The organism is Actinobacillus genomosp. 2, assembly GCF_029773605.1.
GTDB lineage: Bacteria > Pseudomonadota > Gammaproteobacteria > Enterobacterales > Pasteurellaceae > Actinobacillus.
On record NZ_CP103807.1, the window covers coordinates 1,537,433 to 1,559,641 of the forward strand.

At 39.8% G+C, this 22,209-nt stretch carries 19 protein-coding genes and 2 pseudogenes; 13 read left to right on the top strand and 8 right to left on the bottom strand.

All coding sequences use genetic code 11. The features are described 5' to 3' along the window. Nucleotides 1–37 precede the first annotated feature (37 nt). From deoC to fucO, 9 genes and pseudogenes are all read left to right on the top strand, one after another. Nucleotides 38–712: a deoxyribose-phosphate aldolase gene (deoC, locus tag NYR60_RS07710; protein WP_005613266.1), complete on the top strand. Its 675-nt coding sequence runs from the start codon at nucleotides 38–40 to the stop codon at nucleotides 710–712. 20 nt (nucleotides 713–732) lie between these two features. Further along, entirely contained in the window at nucleotides 733–1,479 is a 747-nt protein-coding gene (gene deoR / locus NYR60_RS07715) for a DNA-binding transcriptional repressor DeoR (protein ID WP_279466528.1), read from the top strand. Nucleotides 1,480–1,628: 149 nt separating this feature from the next. After that, nucleotides 1,629–2,374: pseudogene (locus NYR60_RS07720) on the top strand (DeoR/GlpR family DNA-binding transcription regulator). Nucleotides 2,375–2,596: 222 nt separating this feature from the next. Then, nucleotides 2,597–4,363 (top strand): L-fucose isomerase, encoded by a 1,767-nt coding sequence (fucI, locus tag NYR60_RS07725; RefSeq protein ID WP_279466529.1) that lies wholly within the window; start codon nucleotides 2,597–2,599, stop codon nucleotides 4,361–4,363. Between the two features lie 77 nt (nucleotides 4,364–4,440). Further along, nucleotides 4,441–5,873: pseudogene (gene fucK, locus NYR60_RS07730) on the top strand (L-fuculokinase). 134 nt (nucleotides 5,874–6,007) lie between these two features. Beyond that, nucleotides 6,008–6,442, top strand: coding sequence for an L-fucose mutarotase (gene fucU / locus NYR60_RS07735; RefSeq protein ID WP_279466530.1), 435 nt, complete (start codon nucleotides 6,008–6,010; stop codon nucleotides 6,440–6,442). A 51-nt stretch (nucleotides 6,443–6,493) separates the two neighbouring features. Next, nucleotides 6,494–7,144, top strand: coding sequence for an L-fuculose-phosphate aldolase (locus NYR60_RS07740; RefSeq protein ID WP_279466531.1), 651 nt, complete (start codon nucleotides 6,494–6,496; stop codon nucleotides 7,142–7,144). Between the two features lie 54 nt (nucleotides 7,145–7,198). Next, nucleotides 7,199–8,488 (top strand): L-fucose:H+ symporter permease, encoded by a 1,290-nt coding sequence (gene fucP / locus NYR60_RS07745; RefSeq protein ID WP_279466532.1) that lies wholly within the window; start codon nucleotides 7,199–7,201, stop codon nucleotides 8,486–8,488. 119 nt (nucleotides 8,489–8,607) lie between these two features. Continuing rightward, the gene (gene fucO / locus NYR60_RS07750; RefSeq protein ID WP_279466534.1) at nucleotides 8,608–9,759 is read left to right on the top strand and encodes a lactaldehyde reductase; all 1,152 of its coding nucleotides are present in this window, start codon (nucleotides 8,608–8,610) and stop codon (nucleotides 9,757–9,759) included. 95 nt (nucleotides 9,760–9,854) lie between these two features. Here the strand turns inward: fucO and mscL are convergent, their stop codons facing one another. The 4 genes from mscL to NYR60_RS07770 all read right to left on the bottom strand — a co-directional run bounded on the left by mscL (nucleotide 9,855) and on the right by NYR60_RS07770 (nucleotide 13,107). Beyond that, the gene (mscL, locus tag NYR60_RS07755; RefSeq protein WP_279466535.1) at nucleotides 9,855–10,253 is read right to left on the bottom strand and encodes a large-conductance mechanosensitive channel protein MscL; all 399 of its coding nucleotides are present in this window, start codon (nucleotides 10,251–10,253) and stop codon (nucleotides 9,855–9,857) included. A 101-nt stretch (nucleotides 10,254–10,354) separates the two neighbouring features. Further along, a complete protein-coding gene (gene hemG, locus NYR60_RS07760; protein ID WP_279466536.1) occupies nucleotides 10,355–10,882 on the bottom strand; it encodes a menaquinone-dependent protoporphyrinogen IX dehydrogenase in 528 nt (175 codons plus the stop codon). A gap of 32 nt (nucleotides 10,883–10,914) precedes the next feature. Next, the gene (locus NYR60_RS07765; protein WP_279466538.1) at nucleotides 10,915–12,393 is read right to left on the bottom strand and encodes a TrkH family potassium uptake protein; all 1,479 of its coding nucleotides are present in this window, start codon (nucleotides 12,391–12,393) and stop codon (nucleotides 10,915–10,917) included. A gap of 87 nt (nucleotides 12,394–12,480) precedes the next feature. Further along, nucleotides 12,481–13,107, bottom strand: a complete 627-nt coding sequence (locus NYR60_RS07770) for a YigZ family protein (protein ID WP_279466539.1) — start codon at nucleotides 13,105–13,107, stop codon at nucleotides 12,481–12,483. A 164-nt stretch (nucleotides 13,108–13,271) separates the two neighbouring features. On the opposite strand from NYR60_RS07770, the gene NYR60_RS07775 reads away from it, so the two are divergent. From NYR60_RS07775 to modF, 3 genes are all read left to right on the top strand, one after another. Next, nucleotides 13,272–14,222, top strand: coding sequence for a TAXI family TRAP transporter solute-binding subunit (locus NYR60_RS07775; protein WP_279466541.1), 951 nt, complete (start codon nucleotides 13,272–13,274; stop codon nucleotides 14,220–14,222). A 295-nt stretch (nucleotides 14,223–14,517) separates the two neighbouring features. Further along, on the top strand, nucleotides 14,518–15,468 hold the full coding sequence (gene fmt / locus NYR60_RS07780; protein WP_279466542.1) for a methionyl-tRNA formyltransferase: 951 nt from the start codon (nucleotides 14,518–14,520) through the stop codon (nucleotides 15,466–15,468). An 82-nt stretch (nucleotides 15,469–15,550) separates the two neighbouring features. Continuing rightward, nucleotides 15,551–17,008, top strand: coding sequence for a molybdate ABC transporter ATP-binding protein ModF (gene modF / locus NYR60_RS07785; RefSeq protein ID WP_279466545.1), 1,458 nt, complete (start codon nucleotides 15,551–15,553; stop codon nucleotides 17,006–17,008). A gap of 61 nt (nucleotides 17,009–17,069) precedes the next feature. On the opposite strand, the gene NYR60_RS07790 is transcribed toward modF, so the two are convergent. The 4 genes from NYR60_RS07790 to NYR60_RS07805 are packed head-to-tail and all read right to left on the bottom strand — an operon-like array spanning nucleotide 17,070 to nucleotide 20,881. Continuing rightward, a complete protein-coding gene (locus tag NYR60_RS07790; RefSeq protein ID WP_279466547.1) occupies nucleotides 17,070–17,720 on the bottom strand; it encodes an ABC transporter ATP-binding protein in 651 nt (216 codons plus the stop codon). After that, nucleotides 17,717–18,514: an ABC transporter permease gene (locus tag NYR60_RS07795; protein ID WP_279466548.1), complete on the bottom strand. Its 798-nt coding sequence runs from the start codon at nucleotides 18,512–18,514 to the stop codon at nucleotides 17,717–17,719. The genes NYR60_RS07790 and NYR60_RS07795 overlap by 4 nt, the downstream gene beginning before the upstream one ends. Beyond that, nucleotides 18,514–19,671 carry a capsule biosynthesis protein gene (locus NYR60_RS07800; RefSeq protein ID WP_279466549.1) on the bottom strand — a complete coding sequence of 386 codons (1,158 nt, stop codon included), beginning with the start codon at nucleotides 19,669–19,671 and terminating at the stop codon, nucleotides 18,514–18,516. Before NYR60_RS07800 ends, NYR60_RS07795 begins: the two co-directional genes overlap by 1 nt. Nucleotides 19,672–19,696: 25 nt before the next feature. Beyond that, nucleotides 19,697–20,881, bottom strand: coding sequence for a polysaccharide export protein (locus tag NYR60_RS07805; RefSeq protein WP_279466550.1), 1,185 nt, complete (start codon nucleotides 20,879–20,881; stop codon nucleotides 19,697–19,699). Nucleotides 20,882–21,099: 218 nt separating this feature from the next. Here NYR60_RS07805 and NYR60_RS07810 point away from each other — a divergent pair, with 218 nt between their 5' ends. Continuing rightward, entirely contained in the window at nucleotides 21,100–22,206 is a 1,107-nt protein-coding gene (locus NYR60_RS07810) for a stealth family protein (protein ID WP_279466552.1), read from the top strand. The last annotated feature ends 3 nt before the right edge of the window (nucleotides 22,207–22,209 follow it).

Genomic DNA, 22,209 nt, shown 5'->3' on the forward strand with positions numbered 1-22,209 from the left:
AAAATTAGTTAATATCAACCATTGAGGAGAAATTCTTATGAAACCGAATGAAATTGCGAAATTTATTGATCATACAGCGTTAACAGCAGAAAAAACTGAGCAAGATATTCTGCAGCTTTGTGATGAAGCGGTAGAAAATCAATTCTTTTCGGTATGTATTAATTCAGGGTATATACCTTTAGCAAAACAAAAACTAGCCAGTTCAAATGTTAAAATCTGCACAGTGGTCGGCTTCCCTCTTGGGGCGAATTTATCATCGGTAAAAGCATTCGAAGCAAAAGAAGCGATTAAAGCTGGTGCTGAGGAAGTTGATATGGTCATTAATGTTGGATTGATTAAATCTAATAAATGGGAAGCGGTTAAGGCAGATATTCAGGAAGTTTTACGAGCTTGCGAAGGGGCTTTGTTAAAAGTTATCTTAGAAACTTGTTTGTTAACTAAAGAAGAGATTGTAAAAGCTTGTGAAATTTGTCGAGAATTAAACGTCGGTTTTGTTAAAACATCGACAGGTTTTAATCGTGGCGGAGCAACCATAGAGGATATTGCTTTAATGCGTAAAACAGTCGGATCTGAAATCGGTGTAAAAGCCTCAGGAGGCGTTAGAGATACGGAAACAGCATTAGCTATGATTGAAGCCGGAGCAACCCGAATTGGAGCAAGTGCAGGGATTGCGATTATTAATGGATTAAAAGACAATAGTAGTAATTACTAATAAGAGATAATGAGCCTGTTATGGATAATAAAATACAGTCACGCATTCAAAGACTTGAATTTTTACTCAAGAAAATGGATAAGGTGCATTTACGTGATGCTGCGGATATTCTGAATGTATCGGAAATGACGATCAGACGGGATATTAATGCCAGTGCAGGCTCAATCGTGTTATTAGGCGGCTATATTGTTCGTGATCCACAAAAAACTAATGAAGCGAATTATCAGATTTTTGAACAAGAAACCAAGCATATTGCAGAAAAAATGCAGATAGGAAGTCTTGCTGCTAAATTGGTTGAAGATGGGGATATCGTTTTTTTTGATTGTGGTTCAACGATTCCTTTTATTGCATCTCAAATTGATCCGTCTGTTACGTTTACAGCCATATGCTGCTCAATCAATACTTTTATGGTGTTACAAGAGAAGCCTAATTGCCAAGTAATTTTATGCGGAGGTAATTATTCTCGTCATAATTCTTTTATGACTCCTATTCAGCTAACCAATGAATTAGATGTTATTTGTACCACAAAAGCGTTTATTTCCGCGGCAGGTATTGATTTAAAGAAAGGTATTACTTGCTTTAATTTTGAAGAGGCAAAAACGAAACAAAAGGCCATAGCAAAAACGCAGCAGGCAATTTTAGTGTTTGATCATTCAAAATTACATAAAATCCAAAAAGCCTATGTCGGAGATTTTTCTCAGTTTGATTTATGTATTTCAGATCAAGAGCTACCGGAAGATTTTAGTAAGAAATTTAATATTAATTAATCCTTTTAAATACAAACGGCGAGTATTTGCTTGTCGTTTGTATTTTTAAAATAATGTGATCGGACTCGAATATTTGAATTTCGTTGCTCGACAGTCCATTTGCAAGCGGTTAGATTTAGCTACAATTTTGTAAGAAGTTGGTTAAAGTTATGGAAAGCCGTTGTTCATTGATTATTAAATATTTAGAAGAATTTAAGCAAGCTAGTGTGCTTGAACTTGCTGAGCAGTTTGGGGTATCGGTTGAAACGATTCGCCGAGATTTAAATAAGTTGGCAAAGGACGGATTATTACACCGAACTCATGGTGGGGCAGTAAGTAATAAACAGCGGGATGTAGGAAGATCTTTCATTGTTCGTCAAAGAATGAACAGCAACGCGAAAAAAAGATTGCGGAAAATGTGGTTAAACATTTATTTCCGGAAGCAACCATTGCGTTAGATGCCAGCTCAACCGCTTGGAATGTGGCACAACGAATACCGAATATCCCATGTAAAGTAGTGAGTAGCTCGATGCGGATTATTTATAGTCTATCGCATCAACCGCATATTGAAACGATTGCGACCGGTGGTGTTTATGTTGAAAAATATAATGCGTTTTACGGCCCGCTTTCCGAGCAGTTATTATCCCGTTTAAAGATTGATATTGCGATTATTTCCTGTACCGGTGTTGCAGATGGTGCGATTTGGGAATCGAACGAGGTAAATATTGCCTTTAAGCGAAAACTCTTAGCAAATAGTAAACAAGTCTTTTTATTAGTTGATCACAGTAAACTTGAACGTAAAGATCGGTTCAAAATGGCGGACTTATCTGAGGTAGATAAGTTATTTGTCAATCAACTCCCTTCCCAAGCACTCCAAAACTATTGCAAGCAAAATAGTATAGATATTGTACTTTAATTTGCTATTTTTCTATCAAATGCCCGATTTTTTGCATATTTTGGCAAAATCGGGCATTTGTTTTTCCAGTTTGTTCCCAAAAAAAATGCTGATTTCTGTGATCGTACTCACAAATTTATAACGAGTTTGGAGTATTCCTTTGTTAAAAATCTTCTCTGTGCATAATAGCCCTTGTCGAAACACTCATTTCTCTTTTCTTTCAACCAATCAGGAGATTTTATTATGACAACCTTGAAATCAACTCCAGTAAAAATTGGTATCCGCCCTACAATTGACGGTCGCCGTATGGGGGTTCGTGAATCTTTAGAAGAACAAACAATGAATATGGCAAAAGCGGTTGCCGAATTATTGCAATCGGAAATTCGTCATCCGAACGGTGATTTTGTTGAATGTGTGATTGCAGACACAACTATCGGTGGTGTTGCGGAAGCAGCAGCTTGTGCTGAGAAATTTAAACACGAAAACGTAGGGGCAGTAATTACCGTTACCCCTTGCTGGTGTTACGGTTCGGAAACCATCGATATGGATCCGCATATGCCGAAAGCGATTTGGGGCTTTAACGGTACCGAACGTCCGGGAGCTGTCTATTTAGCCGCAGCATTAGCAGGACATAGCCAATTAGGTTTACCGGCATTCTCAATCTACGGTACGGAAGTTCAAGAGGCGAATGATCAGTCTATTCCGGCAGATGTTCGTGAAAAATTATTACGTTTCGCACGTGCCGGTTTAGCGGTTGCGAATATCCGCGGCAAATCTTATTTGTCAATCGGTTCCGTTTCAATGGGGATTGCCGGTTCTATCGTAAATCAACCGTTCTTCCAAGAATACCTCGGTATGCGTAACGAATACGTTGATATGACTGAAATTAAACGCCGTTTAGATCGAAAAATTTACGATGAAGAAGAATTTAAACTTGCGATGAGCTGGGTAGAGCAATATTGCAAAGACGGTATTGATGTAAATGCTCCACAAAACCAACGTAGTCCGGAAGAACGGGCCAAACTTTGGGAAGATGTGGTGAAAATGACCATTATCGGACGTGACTTAATGGTGGGCAATCCACGTTTAGCCGAACTCGGTTATGTAGAAGAATCAATGGGTCATAACGCTGTGGCAGCTGGTTTCCAAGGACAACGCCAATGGACCGACCATTTACCTAACGGCGACTTTATGGAAGCGATTCTAAATTCGACTTATGACTGGAACGGTGTACGTGCACCGCACATTTTAGCTACTGAAAATGACTCATTAAATGGTGTCGGTATGTTGTTGGCAAACCAATTAACCGGTCAAGCACAAATTTTTGCAGACGTTCGTACCTATTGGAGTGAAGATTCAGTTGAACGTGTAACCGGCTGGCGTCCAGAAAGTGGTTTCTTACACCTATTAAACTCTGGTTCGGCTGCATTAGATGGTACCGGTCAGCATACGGATAAAGACGGCAATCCGGTTATTAAACCGGCTTGGGAAGTGACCGAAGAAGATGGTAAACGTTGCTTAGAAAATACACGTTGGTGTCCGGCTGTACACGAATACTTCCGTGGCGGCGGTTTATCTTCTCAATTCTTAACCAAAGGCGGTATGCCGTTCACTATGCACCGTATCAACATTATTAAAGGTCTTGGTCCTGTATTACAAATCGCAGAAGGTTGGTCAGTCGAATTACCTCAACACGTACACGAAACCTTAAGCAAACGTACCGACCAAACATGGCCTTGTACTTGGTTCGTCCCTCGTTTAACCGGTAAAGGTGCGTTTACCGATGTATATAGCGTGATGGCGAACTGGGGTGCAAACCACTGTGTAGCGACTTACGGTCACGTGGGTGCGGACTTAATTACTTTAGCTTCAATGTTACGTATTCCGGTATGTATGCATAACGTTGAAGATAAAGATGTTTTCCGTCCAAGTGCTTGGAACGGTTTCGGTCAAGATAAAGAAGGCCAAGATTACCGTGCTTGTGCAAACTTTGGTCCATTATATAAATAAAAAATATCTTCCCTCTCCCTTTACGGGGGAGGGGGTGTTACCCACTTTAGAAGGGAAGTAAAGGGAGAATAATATTTATGTCTATTGCCCTTATTTTTGACTGCGGTGCAACTAATCTACGTACCATTGCCATTGATCAGTACGGTAAAATTCTTGCTATGCAACATCTTGCCAATAATACCCAAGCCAGGAAGAAAGCCCGGATTATCACATTTGGGATATTGAAGAAATTTGGCAGAAATTGATGCAGTGTGCAAAAAACACCCTTTCACAACTTTCAGAATTACAACGCCAATCTATCGTAGGGATTTCCGTGACAACTTTTGGAGTGGACGGCACGATTTTTGATAAAGCCGGCAACCAGCTTTATCCGATTATCTCTTGGAAATGCCCTCGTACCTTACCGATTATGGCGGAATTAGCCGACAAAATTGATGTAGAAGCACTTTATCAACGTAATGGCGTAGGACATTACAGCTTCAATACATTGTTTAAATTGTTATGGCTTAAACAATATAAACCGGAACTTTATGCACAAGCAGATAGTTTCTTGTTTATTTCCTCTATTTTGACTTATCGCTTAACCGGTGTGCAAAGCACCGACCGCACTATGGCTGGGACTTCGATGATGACTAATATCGAAAATGATCATTGGGATAAAGATGTTTTAGCGTTATTGGATTTAACGGAAGCACATTTTCCACCAATGAAAAGTGCCGGTGAAGTGATTGGCACATTGACGACAGAGTTAGCTGAACAACTCGGTTTAAGCGATCAAATTCCGGTAATTTCTTGCGGTCACGATACACAATTTGCCATTTTCGGTTCCGGAGCGGGTTACAACCAGCCGGTATTAAGTTCAGGAACTTGGGAAATTTTAATGTCACGTTGCCAACAAGCTAAACCGGAATGGCAATTCGTTAATCACGGATTAACGATTGAATTTGATAGTAGATCCGGTGCGTTTAATCCTGGTGTGCAGTGGGTTGCTTCAGGCGTAATGGAGTGGCTCGGTAAACGCTTCTTTGCCGATGTGGTCGGTCAGGATAATTATTACAGCACGATGATTACCGAAGCACAATCTGTACCGGCAGGTGCGAACGGTGTGAAATTAGTCGGTAATTTTGACGGGACGACAACAGAAAGCGGATCGATAACCGGTTTATCGATGCATACCAGTCGCGGCGAAATTTACCGTGCCGGATTGGAATATATGGCGTATCGCTTGAAAGCAGGTTTAGCTGTATTAGAGCAAGTCGGACAATTTAATGCGGAAAGTTTGATTTGTGTCGGTGGCGGTTCAAAGAACGCTCTTTGGAATCAAATTCGTGCCGATGTATTAAATCGACCGCTTGATGTGGTTGATTTTCCTGAAAGTACCGTATTAGGTGCAGCAATGTTTACCTTTGCCGGTGCAGGCGTATTCTCATCTCCTGAACAAGCACAACAGGCAATGAAACCAAATGTACAGCGAGTTGAACCATCTAATAACAGTCAGTTTTATCAATAATCATTAAGTGACGAATCCCTAATAATTTTAGCTGCAAGCGGTTAAATTTCTTGCCGGCTTTGCAAAGTGTTGCCTAAAAACGACCGATTGCTGAAATTTTAGGCATCAGTTCTAGGAAAAAACAGGAGTTCAAAATGTTAAAAGGTATTCATTCGGCAATTTCGCCCGAGTTACTCAAAGTGTTAGCAGAAATGGGACACGGTGATGAGTTAGTGCTTTCCGATGCCCATTTCCCTGCACATTCGATTCATTCAAAGGTTATCCGTGCGGACGGTATCGGTGTCGCCACTTTATTAGAAGGAATTTCGGCACTGTTTGAATTTGATCAATATGTTGATGCTCCCTTATCAATGATGCAAGCCGTACCGGGCGATACGTTGGATTCGAGTGTCGAAGAACGCTATTTAGCCGCGATTAGAAAAGTAAACGGTACTGCACCGAAAGTAGAACGGGTTGAACGTTTTGCCTTTTATGACCGTGCAAAAACGGCTTATGCCGTAGTCATTACCGGCGAATTGGCAAAATACGGCAACATTATCATCAAAAAAGGGGTTACGCCCGTTAAGTAAGATTTAAAACAGTCAACAAAATTCATCATAAAAAAATTAAAGGAGTTCACTATGAATCGCAGAGAACTAGCTCGACAAATAATTGATACTTGCCTTGAAATGACTCGCCTTGGTTTAAACCAAGGAACAGCTGGTAATGTCAGCGTACGTTATCAGGACGGAATGTTAATTACCCCGACCGGTACGCCGTATGAACAGATGACGGAAGACAGTATCGTTTATGTGGATAAAAACGGTAAACATGAAGGCGGTAAATTACCATCAAGCGAATGGCAATTCCATTTAGCGGTATATGAAGCACGTCCGGAATTAAATGCGGTTGTGCATAATCACGCATTAAATTGTGCTGCCGCTTCTATTCTTGGCGAAGATATTCCGGCTATCCACTATATGATTGCGTGTACCGGAACTGATCATATCCCTTGTGTACCTTATGCCACTTTCGGTACACATAAATTAGCCGATTATGTGCGTGAGGGAATCAAACAAAGTAAAGCGATTTTACTCGCTCATCACGGCTTAATTACCGCAGATAAAACTTTGGATAAAGCATTAGGTATTGCCCACGAAGTTGAGGTGATTGCAGAGTGGTATTTAAAACTATTGGCAACAGGCAGACCACTTCCGACTTTATCCAAAGAGGAGATGCAAACCGTATTAGAGAAATTTAAATCTTACGGTTCTTGGGTCGAAGAAAAATAAATGTAATCGAGAAATGTAATGACATATCCATAAACTATTAAGAAGGAACGTCCTATGACAGCTAAGGTTCTTGAGAAAAAATTTGTGGTGCCTTTTATTCTAATCACCACGCTATTTGCCCTTTGGGGGTTCGCAAATGATATTACTAACCCAATGGTAGCGGTTTTCCAAACTGTAATGGAAATCCCAGCTTCTGAAGCCGCACTTGTACAATTTGCGTTCTATGGTGGTTACGGTACTATGGCAATTCCGGCTGCATTGTTTGCTAGCCGTTATAACTATAAAGCCGGCGTTTTATTAGGGTTAGCTCTCTATGCCATTGGGGCGTTCCTGTTTATCCCAGCGGCAAAATATGAACAATTCTCGTTCTTCCTTTGGTCGCTTTATATTCTTACTTTCGGCTTAGCGTTCTTAGAAACTACTGCGAATCCATTCATCCTTTCTATGGGCGATCCAGCAACGGCAACTCGTCGTTTAAATTTAGCACAATCTTTTAATCCGCTTGGTTCCATTACCGGTATGTTTGTTGCTTCACAAATCGTTTTAACTAACCTTGAATCGGAAAAACGTGATGCAGCAGGTAACTTACTGTTCAATAGCTTATCAGCAGCAGAAAAAGCGGTAGTGAGAACTAATGACTTAGCGATGATTCGTAACCCGTATGTGGCGATTGGTATTGTGGTATTAGTGGTATTTATCATTATCGCACTTTACAAAATGCCGGCAACCAAAATGGATGAACACGGCAAAATCTCAGTCAAAGAATCCTTTGGTCGCTTAATTAAAAATGCACGCTATCGTGAAGGTGTGATTGCACAAGTATTCTATGTCGGTGTGCAAATTATGTGTTGGACCTTCATTATCCAATATGCGGAACGTCTTGGCTTAACTAAAGCAGAAGCACAAAACTGGAATATTGCGGCAATGGCTCTCTTTATCAGTAGTCGCTTTATTAGTACAGCGATAATGAAATATCTTAAAGCGGAATTAATGTTATTCCTCTTTGCAGTCGGTGGTTTTTTCAGCATCTTAGGGGTTATGTTTATTGATGGTATGAGCGGTTTATATTGCCTTGTATTAACGTCCAGTTTTATGTCACTAATGTTCCCGACTATTTATGGTATTGCACTTGACGGTCAACGCGAAGAATCGGCACTCGGTGCGGCTGGTTTAGTGATGGCTATCGTGGGCGGTGCGTTAATGCCTCCGCTTCAAGGTTCGATTATCGATATGGGTACGGTTGCGGGTATGCCGGCGGTAAACTTCTCATTTATCCTACCGTTAATTTGCTTCGTCGCTATCGCTATCTACGGTTTCCGTTGCTGGAAAGTGTTAGTCAAATAGAGATAAAAGGAGCCATCAAGCGGTCGAGTTTTCCATAAAATTTGCAAGAAAATCGGAAAATAAGACCGCTTACCTTCCTTATCGGAAAATGAATTTTTAACTTTAAGAAGGAATATTTTATGTCAAATCGTTTGATTCTGAATGAAACCAGTTACCATGGTAAAGGTGCGATTCAGCATATTGTGTATGAAGTCAAAAGTCGCAGTTTCAAAAAGGCGTTAGTGGTAACTGATAAAGATTTAATTAAGTATAACGTCGCTTCAAAAGTAACTGATTTATTAGATGTGGCAGGATTGCCGTATGAAATTTTTGATGAAGTAAAGGCGAATCCTTCGGTAGATGTGATCAAAGCCGGTGTGGAAAAATTTAAAACATCTGGTGCGGATTATCTGATTGCTATCGGTGGCGGTTCGCCAATTGATAGTGCAAAGGCAATCGGTATTATTATCAATAACCCGGAATTTAGCGATGTGTTATCGCTTGAAGGCGTTGCACCAACGCATCAAAAATGTGTTCCTATCATTGCAGTACCGACTACCGCAGGTACGGCAGCAGAGGTTACGATTAATTATGTGATTACTGATGAGGAGAAAAAACGTAAGTTTGTTTGTGTGGACGTACATGATGTACCGGCAGTTGCAGTAGTTGATCCGGATATGATGTCTTCTATGCCGAAAGCCTTAACTGCGGCAACAGGTATGGATGCGTTAACGCATGCAATCGAGGGATATATCACTAAAGCAGCGTGGGAATTAACCGATGCGTTACATTTAAAAGCGATTGAAATTATTGCTCGTAGCTTACGTGGTGCAGTAGAAAATGATCCGCAAGGGCGTGAGGGAATGGCTCTTGGTCAATATGTTGCCGGTATGGGTTTCTCAAATGTCGGTTTGGGTGTAGTACACGGAATGGCACATCCTCTTTCTGCTTATTACGATACGCCGCACGGTATCGCAAATGCGGTGTTATTGCCTTATGTGATGGAATTTAATAAAAATTACACGGGTGAGAAATATCGTGAAATCGCACGCGCGATGGGCGTGAAAGGCGTGGATGAAATGACTCAAGCGGAATACCGTGATGCGGCGGTAGCAGCGGTAAAACAGCTTGCGATAGATGTTGGGATTCCGGAAAAACTTTCACAAATCGGAGTAAAAGAAGATGATTTGGTTGCGCTTTCTATTGATGCGTTTAACGACGTATGTACGCCGGGAAATCCGAGAGATTGTACGGCGGAAGAAATATTGGAAGTATATAAATTAGCTTTCTAATGAGGCTTTTAATTAGCCTATTTCTCAACCAAAAACGGCGAGCTAATGCTCGCCGTTTTAATCTTTGGATAAGATGAGCCATAGCTCTTTCTTATTTAGTTTTGTTTATTTTTTAATAAATCACGAATTTCAGTTAATAATTTTTCTTGTGCTGTTGGTTCCGCTGGTGCAGCTTCTGCTGGTTTTTTCAGTTTGTTAATTACTTTAACCATACCGAATACTGCGATTGCGATAATTAAGAAATCAAAAATATTTTGAATGAAAGCACCGTATTTTAACATGACCGCTTCAGCACCTTCTTTTGCTGGTGCGATTTCAACCGCAAGATCTTTAAAATCTACGCCGCCGATTAACCAACCGATAGGTGGCATGACTACGTCACTTACTAATGATGATACGATTTTACCAAATGCACCACCGATGATTACACCGACAGCCATATCTACTACGTTACCTTTTACCGCAAATTCACGGAATTCTTTTAAAATGCTCATTGCTTTTCCTTTTTCTTAAACACACACCCAAATTGGGCAATAAGTATTCAATTATAGAGTAAGTGTTAATAAATTATTAACACTTTTAACTAAATTTACACTTAACTAATTTGGTTTAAGTTTTGTCCGAATCGACTCACTTGTTGCCAATCGGTGTATTCATATTCTTTACTTGCATCGGTTTCACCTTTGGTTAACTTCATAATGAGTTGAATACATAATCTGTCGAGCAAGGTATAGCGTGGATAAAGTAACGCACCGGCAATCACTTCTATTTGAGTCGGTTGCCACTTGATTCTAGCAAGAAACTTGCGGGTATAAGTGTTAGTTTCCGGCGTTTTGCGGTTGTCTTTACGAGCGGTCAGATTTACGCTAAAAAATGCAGAAGGTTTTTGATTTAAAACCTGATGATGTTGTTCGATAAATTGATAGACTAAATCATTAAAATGTCCGTAACGAATTGATGCACCGATGACGATTTGATCTGCATTTGCAAGTTTCTCGGCAAAATTGACCGCTTGTGCTTGTAATGAAATCAGTTCGACTTCGTGGTTTATTTCTTGTGCTAATTTATCTGCGATACGTTTGGTTTGACCGTCAGTCGTAAAATAGAGAATAAGTGTTTTCATTGATTTGTTCCATAATAGGCGACCATTGTCGCTTAGTCTTTCCAGAATACCGGACTTAAAATTACTAAGAGTGTAAATACTTCTAAACGTCCGCATACCATTGCGATCGTGAGTATCCATTTCGCACCATCTGGCACTTGGGTAAAGTTTGAGCTAACACTACCTAATGCTGGGCCTAAATTATTTAGTGAAGCGACAACGGCATTAAAGGCATCAAAGGTTTCCATACCGAAGGCGATTGAACCGAGCCAGCAGACAATAAACACAAAGACATAAGCGGAGAAAAATGCCCAAATACCTTCTTCGATACGCTCTGAGAAAATATGTGCCCCTAATTTAATCGGTTTTACGGAATTTGGATGTACGAAACGGTGGATTTCTCGGTTTGCCTGTAAATATAACAACATTACTCGAATCACTTTCAAGCCGCCTCCGGTAGAGCCTGCACAACCGCCAATAAAGGATGCCATCACTAATAATATCGGTAGAAATGACGGCCATTGGCTGAAATCATTCGTGGTAAAACCGGCTGTAGTTGAAATGGATACTGACTGAAATAACGCGTGTTGAAATGTAATTTGAGAGTTTTCAAAATAGTTATGGGCAAGCAGAATTAAAAAGCAAATGACAAATAACCCTAATTGAATCACCGCAAAAGAGCGAAATTCATAATCTTTCCAATACAATCGTTTAAAAATATTACCGGTGAGTTTGTTATTTTTATCTTTTAGTTGATCAATTAAGGCAAAATGTAAGCCGAAGTTAATCGATGAAATCAGTAAAAACACCACGGTAATAATATTAATCACGGTACTATCAAAATAGCCCATACTGGCATCATGGGTAGAAAATCCACCGATAGCAATGGTAGCAAAACTGTGACAAATCGCATCAAACCAGCTCATTCCTGCCATTTTAAAGGCTAAGGCACATAAAACGGTCAGCGTAAAATAAATTTGCCATAGCAGTTTGGATATTTCTGCTATGCGAGGACGCATTTTTTGATCTTTTAACGGCCCCGGCATTTCTGCCCGATAGAGCTTACCTAAACCGATTAATGGAATAATCGCAATCGCTAAGACGATGATTCCCATACCGCCCAACCATTGTAAAAACTGGCGATAAAATAAGATCGCTTTCGGGAGATTGTCTAAGCCGGTGATTACTGTCGCACCGGTGGTGGTTAGCCCCGAAAAAGACTCAAAAATGGATTCGCTGAGATTGAGATTAGGATGTTCTAAAATGATAAATGGAACTGCCCCTAATGAGCCAAGTACCACCCAGAATAGCACCACAATTAAAAAACCTTCACGTGAACGCAATTCATTTTTTTGATGGCGGCTAAACCACCAAAGTAATGTTCCTACGCTAAACGTCAGCAAAAAAGATTGCAGAAATTCTCGACCGCCACCATCGCCATAAATTAAGGCGACAAAAGCCGGAAGTAACATCGTGAAAGAGAAGCTCATAATCAAGATGCCGACAATACGAATAATGGATAAAAATTGCACAAAAACCTCAGTTTAATTGGGATAGGCGATTTATAAGCGGTTAAGTTTTGGGAGATTTTAGCAAAAAGTCACCATGAATACATTGAATTACTTTGCTTGCTCTGATTCTTTGTCTTTTGTAAGCACAAGTTTTCCGGCAAAACGTTGAGTAATTTGCTGAGTAAACAGATTAAGTTCCGCTGGATTAATGGCTAACGTGACTGCAATTTTATCGCTAAATTGCTGATCGAGAGTCAAAATATCATATTCGTTTATCATATGTTGTAAGCTATTAAACTGGTCGTATTCACAGACCAAGCAAAAATTCTGACGCAATACTTTTCGCTGTTTCTCCAGTTGTAATAATGCTTGTTGCACACCACCGCCATAGGCTTTGACTAACCCCCCCGTACCTAATAGCACACCGCCATAATAACGCACGACAACCGCAGTAATTTCGCCTAGCCCGGAGCCGAGTAAATAATTTAGCATCGGTTTACCGGCTGTTCCCGACGGTTCACCGTCATCAGAAAAACCATATTGTTGTGAATCATTCGGTGTGCCGGCAACGGTTGCCCAACACCAATGACGTGCCTGAGGATGTAGCGTTTTAATTTCTGCCACAAACGCTTTTGCTTGTTCCATACCATCAGTATGGGCAAGATAAGTGAGAAAACGACTTTTTTTGATCTCTTCTTCAAAAATAACCGTTTTTTGAGGGATAAAATATTCCATAAACTTAGCCAACGAATGTACAAATTAATGATCATACCTGAATTTGGAGAAATTTGGCGAAAACAGACCGCTTATGTATAAAAAATGGAGAAAAAAGTTGCATATATTGTACAAAAAAGTATATCTTCAAGGAGCAAATACAATTCTATTTTGAGGGGTTCTCTATGAAAATATCTTATAAACTTTCCCTTTTAGCCGGTTTATTGCTTACAGGGATTGTTCACGCAGAACAAACCACACTTAAATTAGGTACCGGTAGTGACAGCGGACTTTATTTTGTGACCGGTAATGCAATTTGCCAATTTGTCAATCGCAGCGAAAATCACACCGCTTGTAAAGCCTTAGCCAGCGATGCTTCGGTCGATAATCTGAATAAAATTGCCAATGGTCAGTTAGAAATGGGGATTGTGCAGTCGGATTGGCAATATCATGCTTATCACGGTACCAGTTCATTTGAAGGCAAACAGAACGACAAATTACGAGCGATTTTCTCGATTTATCCCGAGCCGTTTACCTTAGTCGTACGCAACGATTCCGCTATTCAATCAGTCGATGATTTGCAAGGTAAAAAAGTCAATGTCGGCGTGGATGGTTCCGGTACACAAGCAACAATGAATGTATTACTCAAAACCAAAGGCTGGACGGAATCGAATTTTAAAGAAGCGTTAAAACTCACACCGGCTGAAATGGGTAACGCATTATGCGAAAAAGATGTGGATGCGATTAGCTATAATGTCGGTCACCCGAATGCAGCGTTAAAAGAAACCGCGAATAGTTGCGATATTCGCTTGATTCCGGTTACCGATGAAGTGGTGAGCAAATTAGTCGCTGATCAAAGTTATTACGCTAAAGCGACCATTCCGGCTAAAGTGTATAAAGGTGTTGAACAAGCGGTCGATTCTTTCGGGGTTTATGCAACCTTAGTCACTTCCAGCGATATGAGTGAAGAACAGGTTTACCGAGTGGTGAAAGCGGTATTTGAAAACTTTGATCGCTTCAAAAAATCGCATCCGGCATTTGCTCATTTATCCGAAACGGAAATGGTCAAAAATGCCCTCTCCGCTCCGCTCCATTCAGGTGCAGTAAAATATTATAAAGAGCGTGGTTGGTTGTAAGTTGATACAGGATAAATCGTATTGATGATGGCACACGTCCCTCTCGAGTTCCTTTATTTAAATGATCACCCTCGCCCCTTGTGGAAGAGGGATAGATTTTTCTTCGTATAGAAGAAAAATCAGGGAGAGGGGTAAGCTAATACCACGCACGGCAAGTCGTACGTGGTTACGATCAGCCTCTAGCTGAGTAAGCCACCCTGTGGCTCTAAGTGTCTAAAAATATGTCGCACAAAACACAGTTGCCACATTTCTTCTGTTACAATTCCGTTATCCATTCACTTATTAACGAAAAATCATGTCAAAACTTAATATTATTTTTGCCGGCACACCTGATTTTGCCGCACAACACTTACAAGCGTTATTAGATTCAGAACATAATGTAATTGCGGTTTATACCCAACCGGACAAACCTGCCGGCAGAGGCAAAAAATTGCAGGCTAGCTCGGTTAAACAATTAGCCGAACAACATAATATTCCGGTATATCAACCAAAATCCCTACGTAAAGAAGAAGCACAAGCGGAATTAAAAGCACTAAATGCCGATGTAATGGTTGTGGTGGCTTACGGTTTAATCCTACCGGAAGCGGTACTGAATGCTCCGAAATACGGTTGCTTAAATGTACACGGCTCATTATTACCTCGCTGGCGTGGTGCAGCACCGATTCAACGTTCGATTTGGGCGGGCGATCAGGAAACCGGCGTGACCATTATGCAAATGGATATCGGCTTAGATACCGGTGATATGTTACACAAAGTTACCACACCGATTGCCACAGATGAAACCTCCGCTTCGTTATATGCCAAATTAGCCGAACTTGCACCGCCGGCATTATTAGAGGTGTTAAACGGTTTAGAAAGCCAAACGTTTAAAGCGGAAAAACAAGATGAAGCGCTTTCCAACTATGCGGAAAAACTCTCAAAAGAAGAAGCAAAATTAGACTGGAATTTGACCGCTTGTCAGCTGGAGCGCAATATTCGAGCGTTTAACCCATGGCCGATTAGCTTCCTCTCGCTAGAGGTGGACGGTGTAGAACAAAATGTGAAAGTGTATCAAGCGAATGTGTTACCGCATCAAGCTAAAGCTGCCGGTACGGTATTACAAGCGGATAAAAACGGCATTCAAATTGCAACGCAAGATGGAGTGTTAAATATCACGCAATTACAACCTTCCGGTAAAAAACCGATGTCCGTACAAGACTTCCTTAACGGACGTGCCGATTGGTTTGCAGTAGGTAAACAACTCTAAAAGATGAAGCTGGAAAACATAACGCACACCCCTAATAATTATTCCATTGGCGTTGTGTTTTCCGTCATAACAGGAACACAATATGCCAAACATCAACATCCAAAACGCTCTATTTTCCCTTGCTCAGCACAATAAACTGTCGATTGAATCGCTTGAGATCAGTACTCACGATTTTTGGGTAATTGTCGGCGGTAACGGATCGGGTAAAACCGCCTTCACCCAAGCACTACACCATTCACTTTCACTATATTCGGGCGAATACCAAAATAGCTTCCAACATATCGCTTTACTTTCTTTTGAGCAGCAACAAAAGATCATTGAGCAAATTTTTAAAAGCCGAAATAATGATATGGTTTCACCGGATGATTTCGGTTTAACCGCCCGTCAAATTATCTTAAACGGTAGCGAAAAAACACAGTTATGCGAAGAATATGCAGCGAAGTTACGCATTCAACCGTTATTAGATCGCCCGTTTATTCAGCTCTCGACCGGCGAAAGCCGCAAAGTGTTATTTTGCCAAATGTTGGTTAGTGAACCGGATTTATTGATTCTAGATGAGCCTTTCGAAGGGTTAGACCAAGCCTCGGTCGCTTATTGGCAAGACGTGATGGCACAACTCGGCAAGCAAATGGCGGTGGTACTGATTTCTAACCGTTTTAACGACATCCCAGACTGTGCTACACATATTGCCTTATTGGATAATCTGCAACTGATTTTACAAGGCGAACGCCAAGCGATTGAGCAACAAGCGGTCTATTCTCAGCTAAAATTTGCAGAACAAAATGTGAATGCACCATTGCCGGACAGTGCTGCACCGCTGATTCAACTCCCTCCGAATACCAATCCGTTCGAATTGAAAAATGTGATGATTCGTTACGGCGAAAAAACCATTATTGATGATCTGACTTGGACAGTTGCCCCAAAACAACATTGGTGGATTAAAGGCCCGAACGGAGCCGGCAAATCGACCTTGCTTTCGATTATTACCGGTGACCATCCGCAAGCCTATGCTAATTACGTACATTTATTCGGACGTCAGCGTGGTTCGGGCGAAACGATTTGGGAGATTAAGAAAAATATCGGCTATGTGAGTAGCCAATTACATATGGATTATCGGGTGAATTGCTCGGCGTTAGATGTGATTTTATCCGGCTTTTTTGATTCAATCGGTGTTTATCAACAAGTACCGAGTGCCTTACAGCTCAAAGCAATGGAATGGCTGGAACGCTTGCATTTAGCCAATCTGGCGAAAAAACCGTTCCGTTCACTTTCATGGGGACAACAACGTTTATTATTGATTACTCGAGCTATGGTAAAACATCCGCCGATTTTGATTTTAGACGAACCGCTGCAAGGTTTGGACGGTGTAAACCGCAAATTGGTTAAACAGTTTATCGAACAGCTTGTGACTAATAGCCAAACCCAGTTGCTATTTGTTTCACACCAAGATGCTGACGCCCCAAATTGCATCACGCATTTATTTGAGTTTGTTCCGCAAGAGAATGGTGGTTATCGTTACGTACAGACGGCGTTAAATTAGGTTTTTGACCTTTAAAGGAAATCCCCCCTCTTTAGTAAAGAGGGGATATGTGCGTGGACTATTAAAGCGTTGAGTTATAGAACTTATAAGCCTCGTCCATATTCTCAAATTTATACATAATCCCTTTATCTAATACCATTGCATTATCGCAATATTCTTTCATTGCAGACGGGCTATGTGAAACTAAAATAATTGAACGATCTTTACGCTTTTCAAATAATTCATACTTACATTTTGCCGCAAAACGAGAGTCACCTACCGCAATTACTTCATCAATTAAGTAACAATCAAACTCAACTGACAGCGATAAAGCAAAAGCAAGACGTGCTTTCATACCGGAGGAGTATTTCTTAACCGGCTCATATAAATAATCACCTAATTCAGAAAATTCTTCGGTAAATGCTTTCACATAATCAATATCCGCATTATAGATACGACAAATAAAGCGTAAGTTATCCATACCGGTTAAGCTACCTTGGAACGCACCGCTAAAGGCAAGTGGCCAAGAGATTGACATTTGTCGCTCGATAGTACCAGATGTTGGTGGCTCAACACCACTTAACAAACGGATTAGGGTTGATTTACCTGCACCGTTTCGCCCTAAAATACCAATTTTCTCGCCTTTTTTCAGTTCAAAATTAATATCTTGCAATACGGTTTTTTTACCGCTTCGAGTATAGTAATCTTTACTCACATTTTGTACGCTAATCATTGTGGTTCGATGCCTTTACTAAAGTTGTTTACCATGATCAAGCCGAAGAATAGCATAACTAAATCGCATGCTACTAAGTAACTTATGCTTTCATAAGTCGTCACACTATCGCCGAAATAACCGTGACGAAACATTTCCGTACCGTGAATCATTGGTAATAAGGTTGCATATTGCTGTACTTGACTCGGTAGTGCGTGAACAAAGAAAAATGCACCTGAAATGGGTAATAGCACAAAACTTAGCGTTCCCCATAATTTACCGAAAGCATCAAATTTCTGTGCAATAGAACAAATAATTAAACCAAGTCCTAAAGCAAAAAATGCCATTAATACCCATGCCATAACCATATAGAACACATCTTTTGGCATTTCAATCCAACCGATCAGAATTAAGAATGCCATAATAATAATTTGGGCAATCGTTGCACCAGCGACTTCGAGTATCACTCGAGCCAACAATGTATCTAATACTCGTACATTACGGTGATAAAGCAAACTTAAATTTCCTGAAATAGCACCTATTGTACGATTTGAGGCATTACGCCACATCATTGCCATTGGATAGCCGCTGAGAACAAATGCAATCATATTTAGATCGGAAACTCGATCCGCACGAATAAATTTCCACATTAACACAATTAGGAAAGTTAATAAGAGCGGTTCGACAAATAGCCATAGGAATCCTAAATTTTGCCGCCCATACCGAGTAATAATCTCTCGCATAAGCAATGCTCCGATGACTCGGATTTGAATCATCAGAGATTGACGAAAAGTTGTTTGATCACCGTATTGCATTAGTTTTTATGCTCTCTCACACTTGCAAGTAATAAACTTAATACACCATAAAGCATGAAACCGATAAAGAAGGTCGCTAAAATATTATATAAGCGATAAGGCTCTTCCGCCCAATCCGGTTTGCTTGGCTTACTGATAACTTCTAAATAGAGTTGCTGGCGATCCGCCTCATTTTTAGTATTTTGCAATGAGGTTAACGCCGCAGTTAATTGCTGTTGTGCTAATTCATTTGCTAATACTAAACGTTGATAATCGGCAGTTTGAGTTGCAATTGAGCTACTATTATTCCCAGAAAGTTGTTTGGATTGTTGCTCAATTTCAGCTTTTAAACTTTTTTGACGCATTTGTAATGCTTCAACCTGAGGGTTATCCGGCGTAATAGAAAGCAATTGTGCTAACTGGGTTTCAACTCGAATTAATTCACTTTTTAAACTTGAAATTAAGGAAAGTTGCACGCCAGATTGTGCAGGTAAATCAAAAATTTTATTTTTGATACGGTATTTACTTAATGCACTAGCGGTCGAATTTACATTTTTTTCTGCATCTTTTACTGCTTCTTCTGCAAATGAAATGGTATCTTTCCTTGCACGTTCATTTAGTCGGTTAATTAATGTTTCACCCTCTAGGAGTAATTTTTCATTAATTTTTTGCCCTTCTTCGGCGTTAAAGGCTCGAATACGTAAACTCGCAATACCGGAAACGGAATCAAAATTTACATCTAAACGTTCACGAAAATATTTATAGAAAGCCTCTTTACTGCCATTGAAACCAAAGCCGTTAAAACGAGCGATAATATCGCCTTGATTCTCATAGTATTCTCGAATCGGTAATTCATTCAGTAATTGATCAAGGGCGGTACGTGAACGCATATATTCCTGTACGGTATAAGTATCGTCCTGTGAACGGGAAAACCCAGAGCCTTGTAATAAAGCACCGAAACCTGTCATAGATGATTGGTTTTTCGGTGATCTCACCACAAAACTGGATTCTGAAATATAAATATCGGAAGCGACAGAACCAAAATAAAATGCAGACAAAGCCGTAGGAATAACGACAGTTATCCAAAGTAAGGGATTAAGTTTTTTTACCCAATTTTTTTTCTTTTTTAGTGGTTTTTGCATTTTCTCTGCAGGACTTGCACTAAGAGCGGTTTCCATTTTTTATCCTTATCAATTCAATGTATTAATATGCACGAATAGTATTAGTTGTACTCGTAATTGGTGAAGTAATCGAGAAAATCATTCTCAAGAATTTTTGGAATTCAGACAATGGTGCATTTGAAACATACACAATATCTTTATCTTGAATTGGGAAGCGTTGCATTAAAAACAGAGAACGAGGCTCAAGTAAGTTGACTTGATATACGGTCGGTACATCCATTCCAACCCCATAACCTTTTGCTTCCCATTCCATTTGTTGTTCCATATCTAGTTGAGAAAACGGCACATAGCGGAATACAAATACACCTCTAGGATCGGAACGATGATCAAGTAAGCCTCCCATTTTACCGATAGCTTCAGATAGGGTAATCCCCTTACTTGAGAATTTCATCTGTTGATTATTACCCACAGCTCCTAAACCTGTAAAACTATACGGGGTATTTAACAATGAGATGACATCACCGGAACGTAGCGTAATATTTTGGTAAGGATTTGCTATTAGTGTTTCAAACGCAAGAGTTTTGACTTGATTACCACGAGTAAGCTGAACTGTTACATCCTCAATATTTTCCGTTGTACCACCAATTGCCGCAACGGCATCTAATACTCGTTCATTATTTGATGTTAATGGCATACGTACGGTACTACCTTGACGGATAACCGTAACATCGGATGAATTATTATTTGCAATTTTAACTAATACTTGCGGCTGGTTTGCTTTGCGTTTTAAAGCTGAGGTAATTTGAGCTTGAATTGCTTCTGGTGTTTTTCCAGCCACACGGATATTACCGACAAATGGCACATTGATGGTTCCATTTTTGTTAACCATTTGTGGCGGGAGCTGTGTTAAGTGTCCGCTACCTTGTCCTTCAGAACTAAAAGTACCGCCAAATAATACTGCCGGAGGTGCTTCCCAAATAGAAATTTCGAGGACATCACCGATATTAGCAGAACCTGAATAATTTGATCCGCTACTTATGCCAGAAAATCCGGAGAAGTTTTGGCTCTCTTGGAGTGAATATAAATGGTTTACTACAGAGTTATTGAGCTGAACTAGATTGACTTCATTCTGCCCTTGCTGCTGTTCGTTCTCATTAACTTCAGTAACTTCTTTTAGGCTTGGACCTGATGTTGGTAAATTTGAACAAGCGACTAAGCTAGCCGCTAATCCCAAAGAGATGAGTAGTCTAGGTTTGAGTAGTTTCATTTAATTAATGTCTCTTTAATATATAAGGAATACTAACGCTGTTTAGTATAACTCAAAATCTAGATAAAATTAAAAAATAAAATGTTGATTAATGCTGAAATTGCAGTGCTGATATGGATCAAAATTTTATTTGCAAAGAAAGTAAATTTAAAGCAAAGGGGGCTAAAAAGAGAGTATAATTCCAAAGCTATATTAAATAAGATTGAGAAAATATTATAATGAATAGAAAATTTTCTAAATTACTAAAAAGACCTCATATTTTTTTTAGGGATTTTCTAAATAAAAAGTACCCTATTAAGAATACAGAGCTACCTTTTTCAGAATCCGAAGAGTCTAGTCTAATAGAAGCAGGTAAAAAATTAGATAAAATTATCCAAAAAAATACGTATCATCAATCGGATATTGATGTTGTGTTTACGTGGGTGGATGGTTCGGATCCGTTATGGCAATCAAAATATAATCAATATGTGCCAGTCTACCAGGCAAAATCTGCGTTGTATGCGACAGACCGTGCTAGATTTGAAGATCACAATGAACTGTATTATTCGGTGCATAGTGTTCTAAAATTTATGCCTTGGGTTAGACATGTATTTATTGTCACGGATAATCAAAGACCTAAATGGTTAGATGGGTCATATCAAGATAAAATTACCCTTATTAGTCATCAGGATATTATAGATCCAGAATATCTTCCTACATTTAACTCTCATGTCATTGAGGCATTTCTACATAAAATCCCTAATCTAAGTGAAAATTTTATCTATTTTAACGATGATGTTTTCGTTGCAAGGGAACTTCAAGCAGAACATTTTTTCCAAGTGAATGGCATTGCTTCGATTTTTATATCGGAAAAAAGCCTCGTAAAAATGAGAGAAAAGGGAACAATTACCCCAACACTCTCTGCTTCGGAACGTAGCATTCGTTTACTGAATAAGTACTACAATACGAATATTGATTCTCCACTCGTGCATACCTATATCCCTCTGAAAAAAAGTATGTATGAACTCGCATGGGAACGTTATAAGCAAGAAATTCTAGAGTTTTTACCTAATAAATTAAGGACAAATAGGGATTTGAATTTTGCTAATTTCTTAATTCCTTGGCTAATGTACTTTGAAGGAAAGGCAACATCTCGAATGGATATCTGCTATTACTTTAATATTAGATCTCCAAATGCTATTAGTTTGTATCGTAAGCTTTTGCTTAAGAAATCAACAGGCGATGAACCTCATTCATTCTGTGCTAATGATTTTAACAGTAAAAAAGCGATTGAAAATTACCAAGAGAAATTGATTTTAATGCTCTCTGAGTACTATAAACTTTAAGGA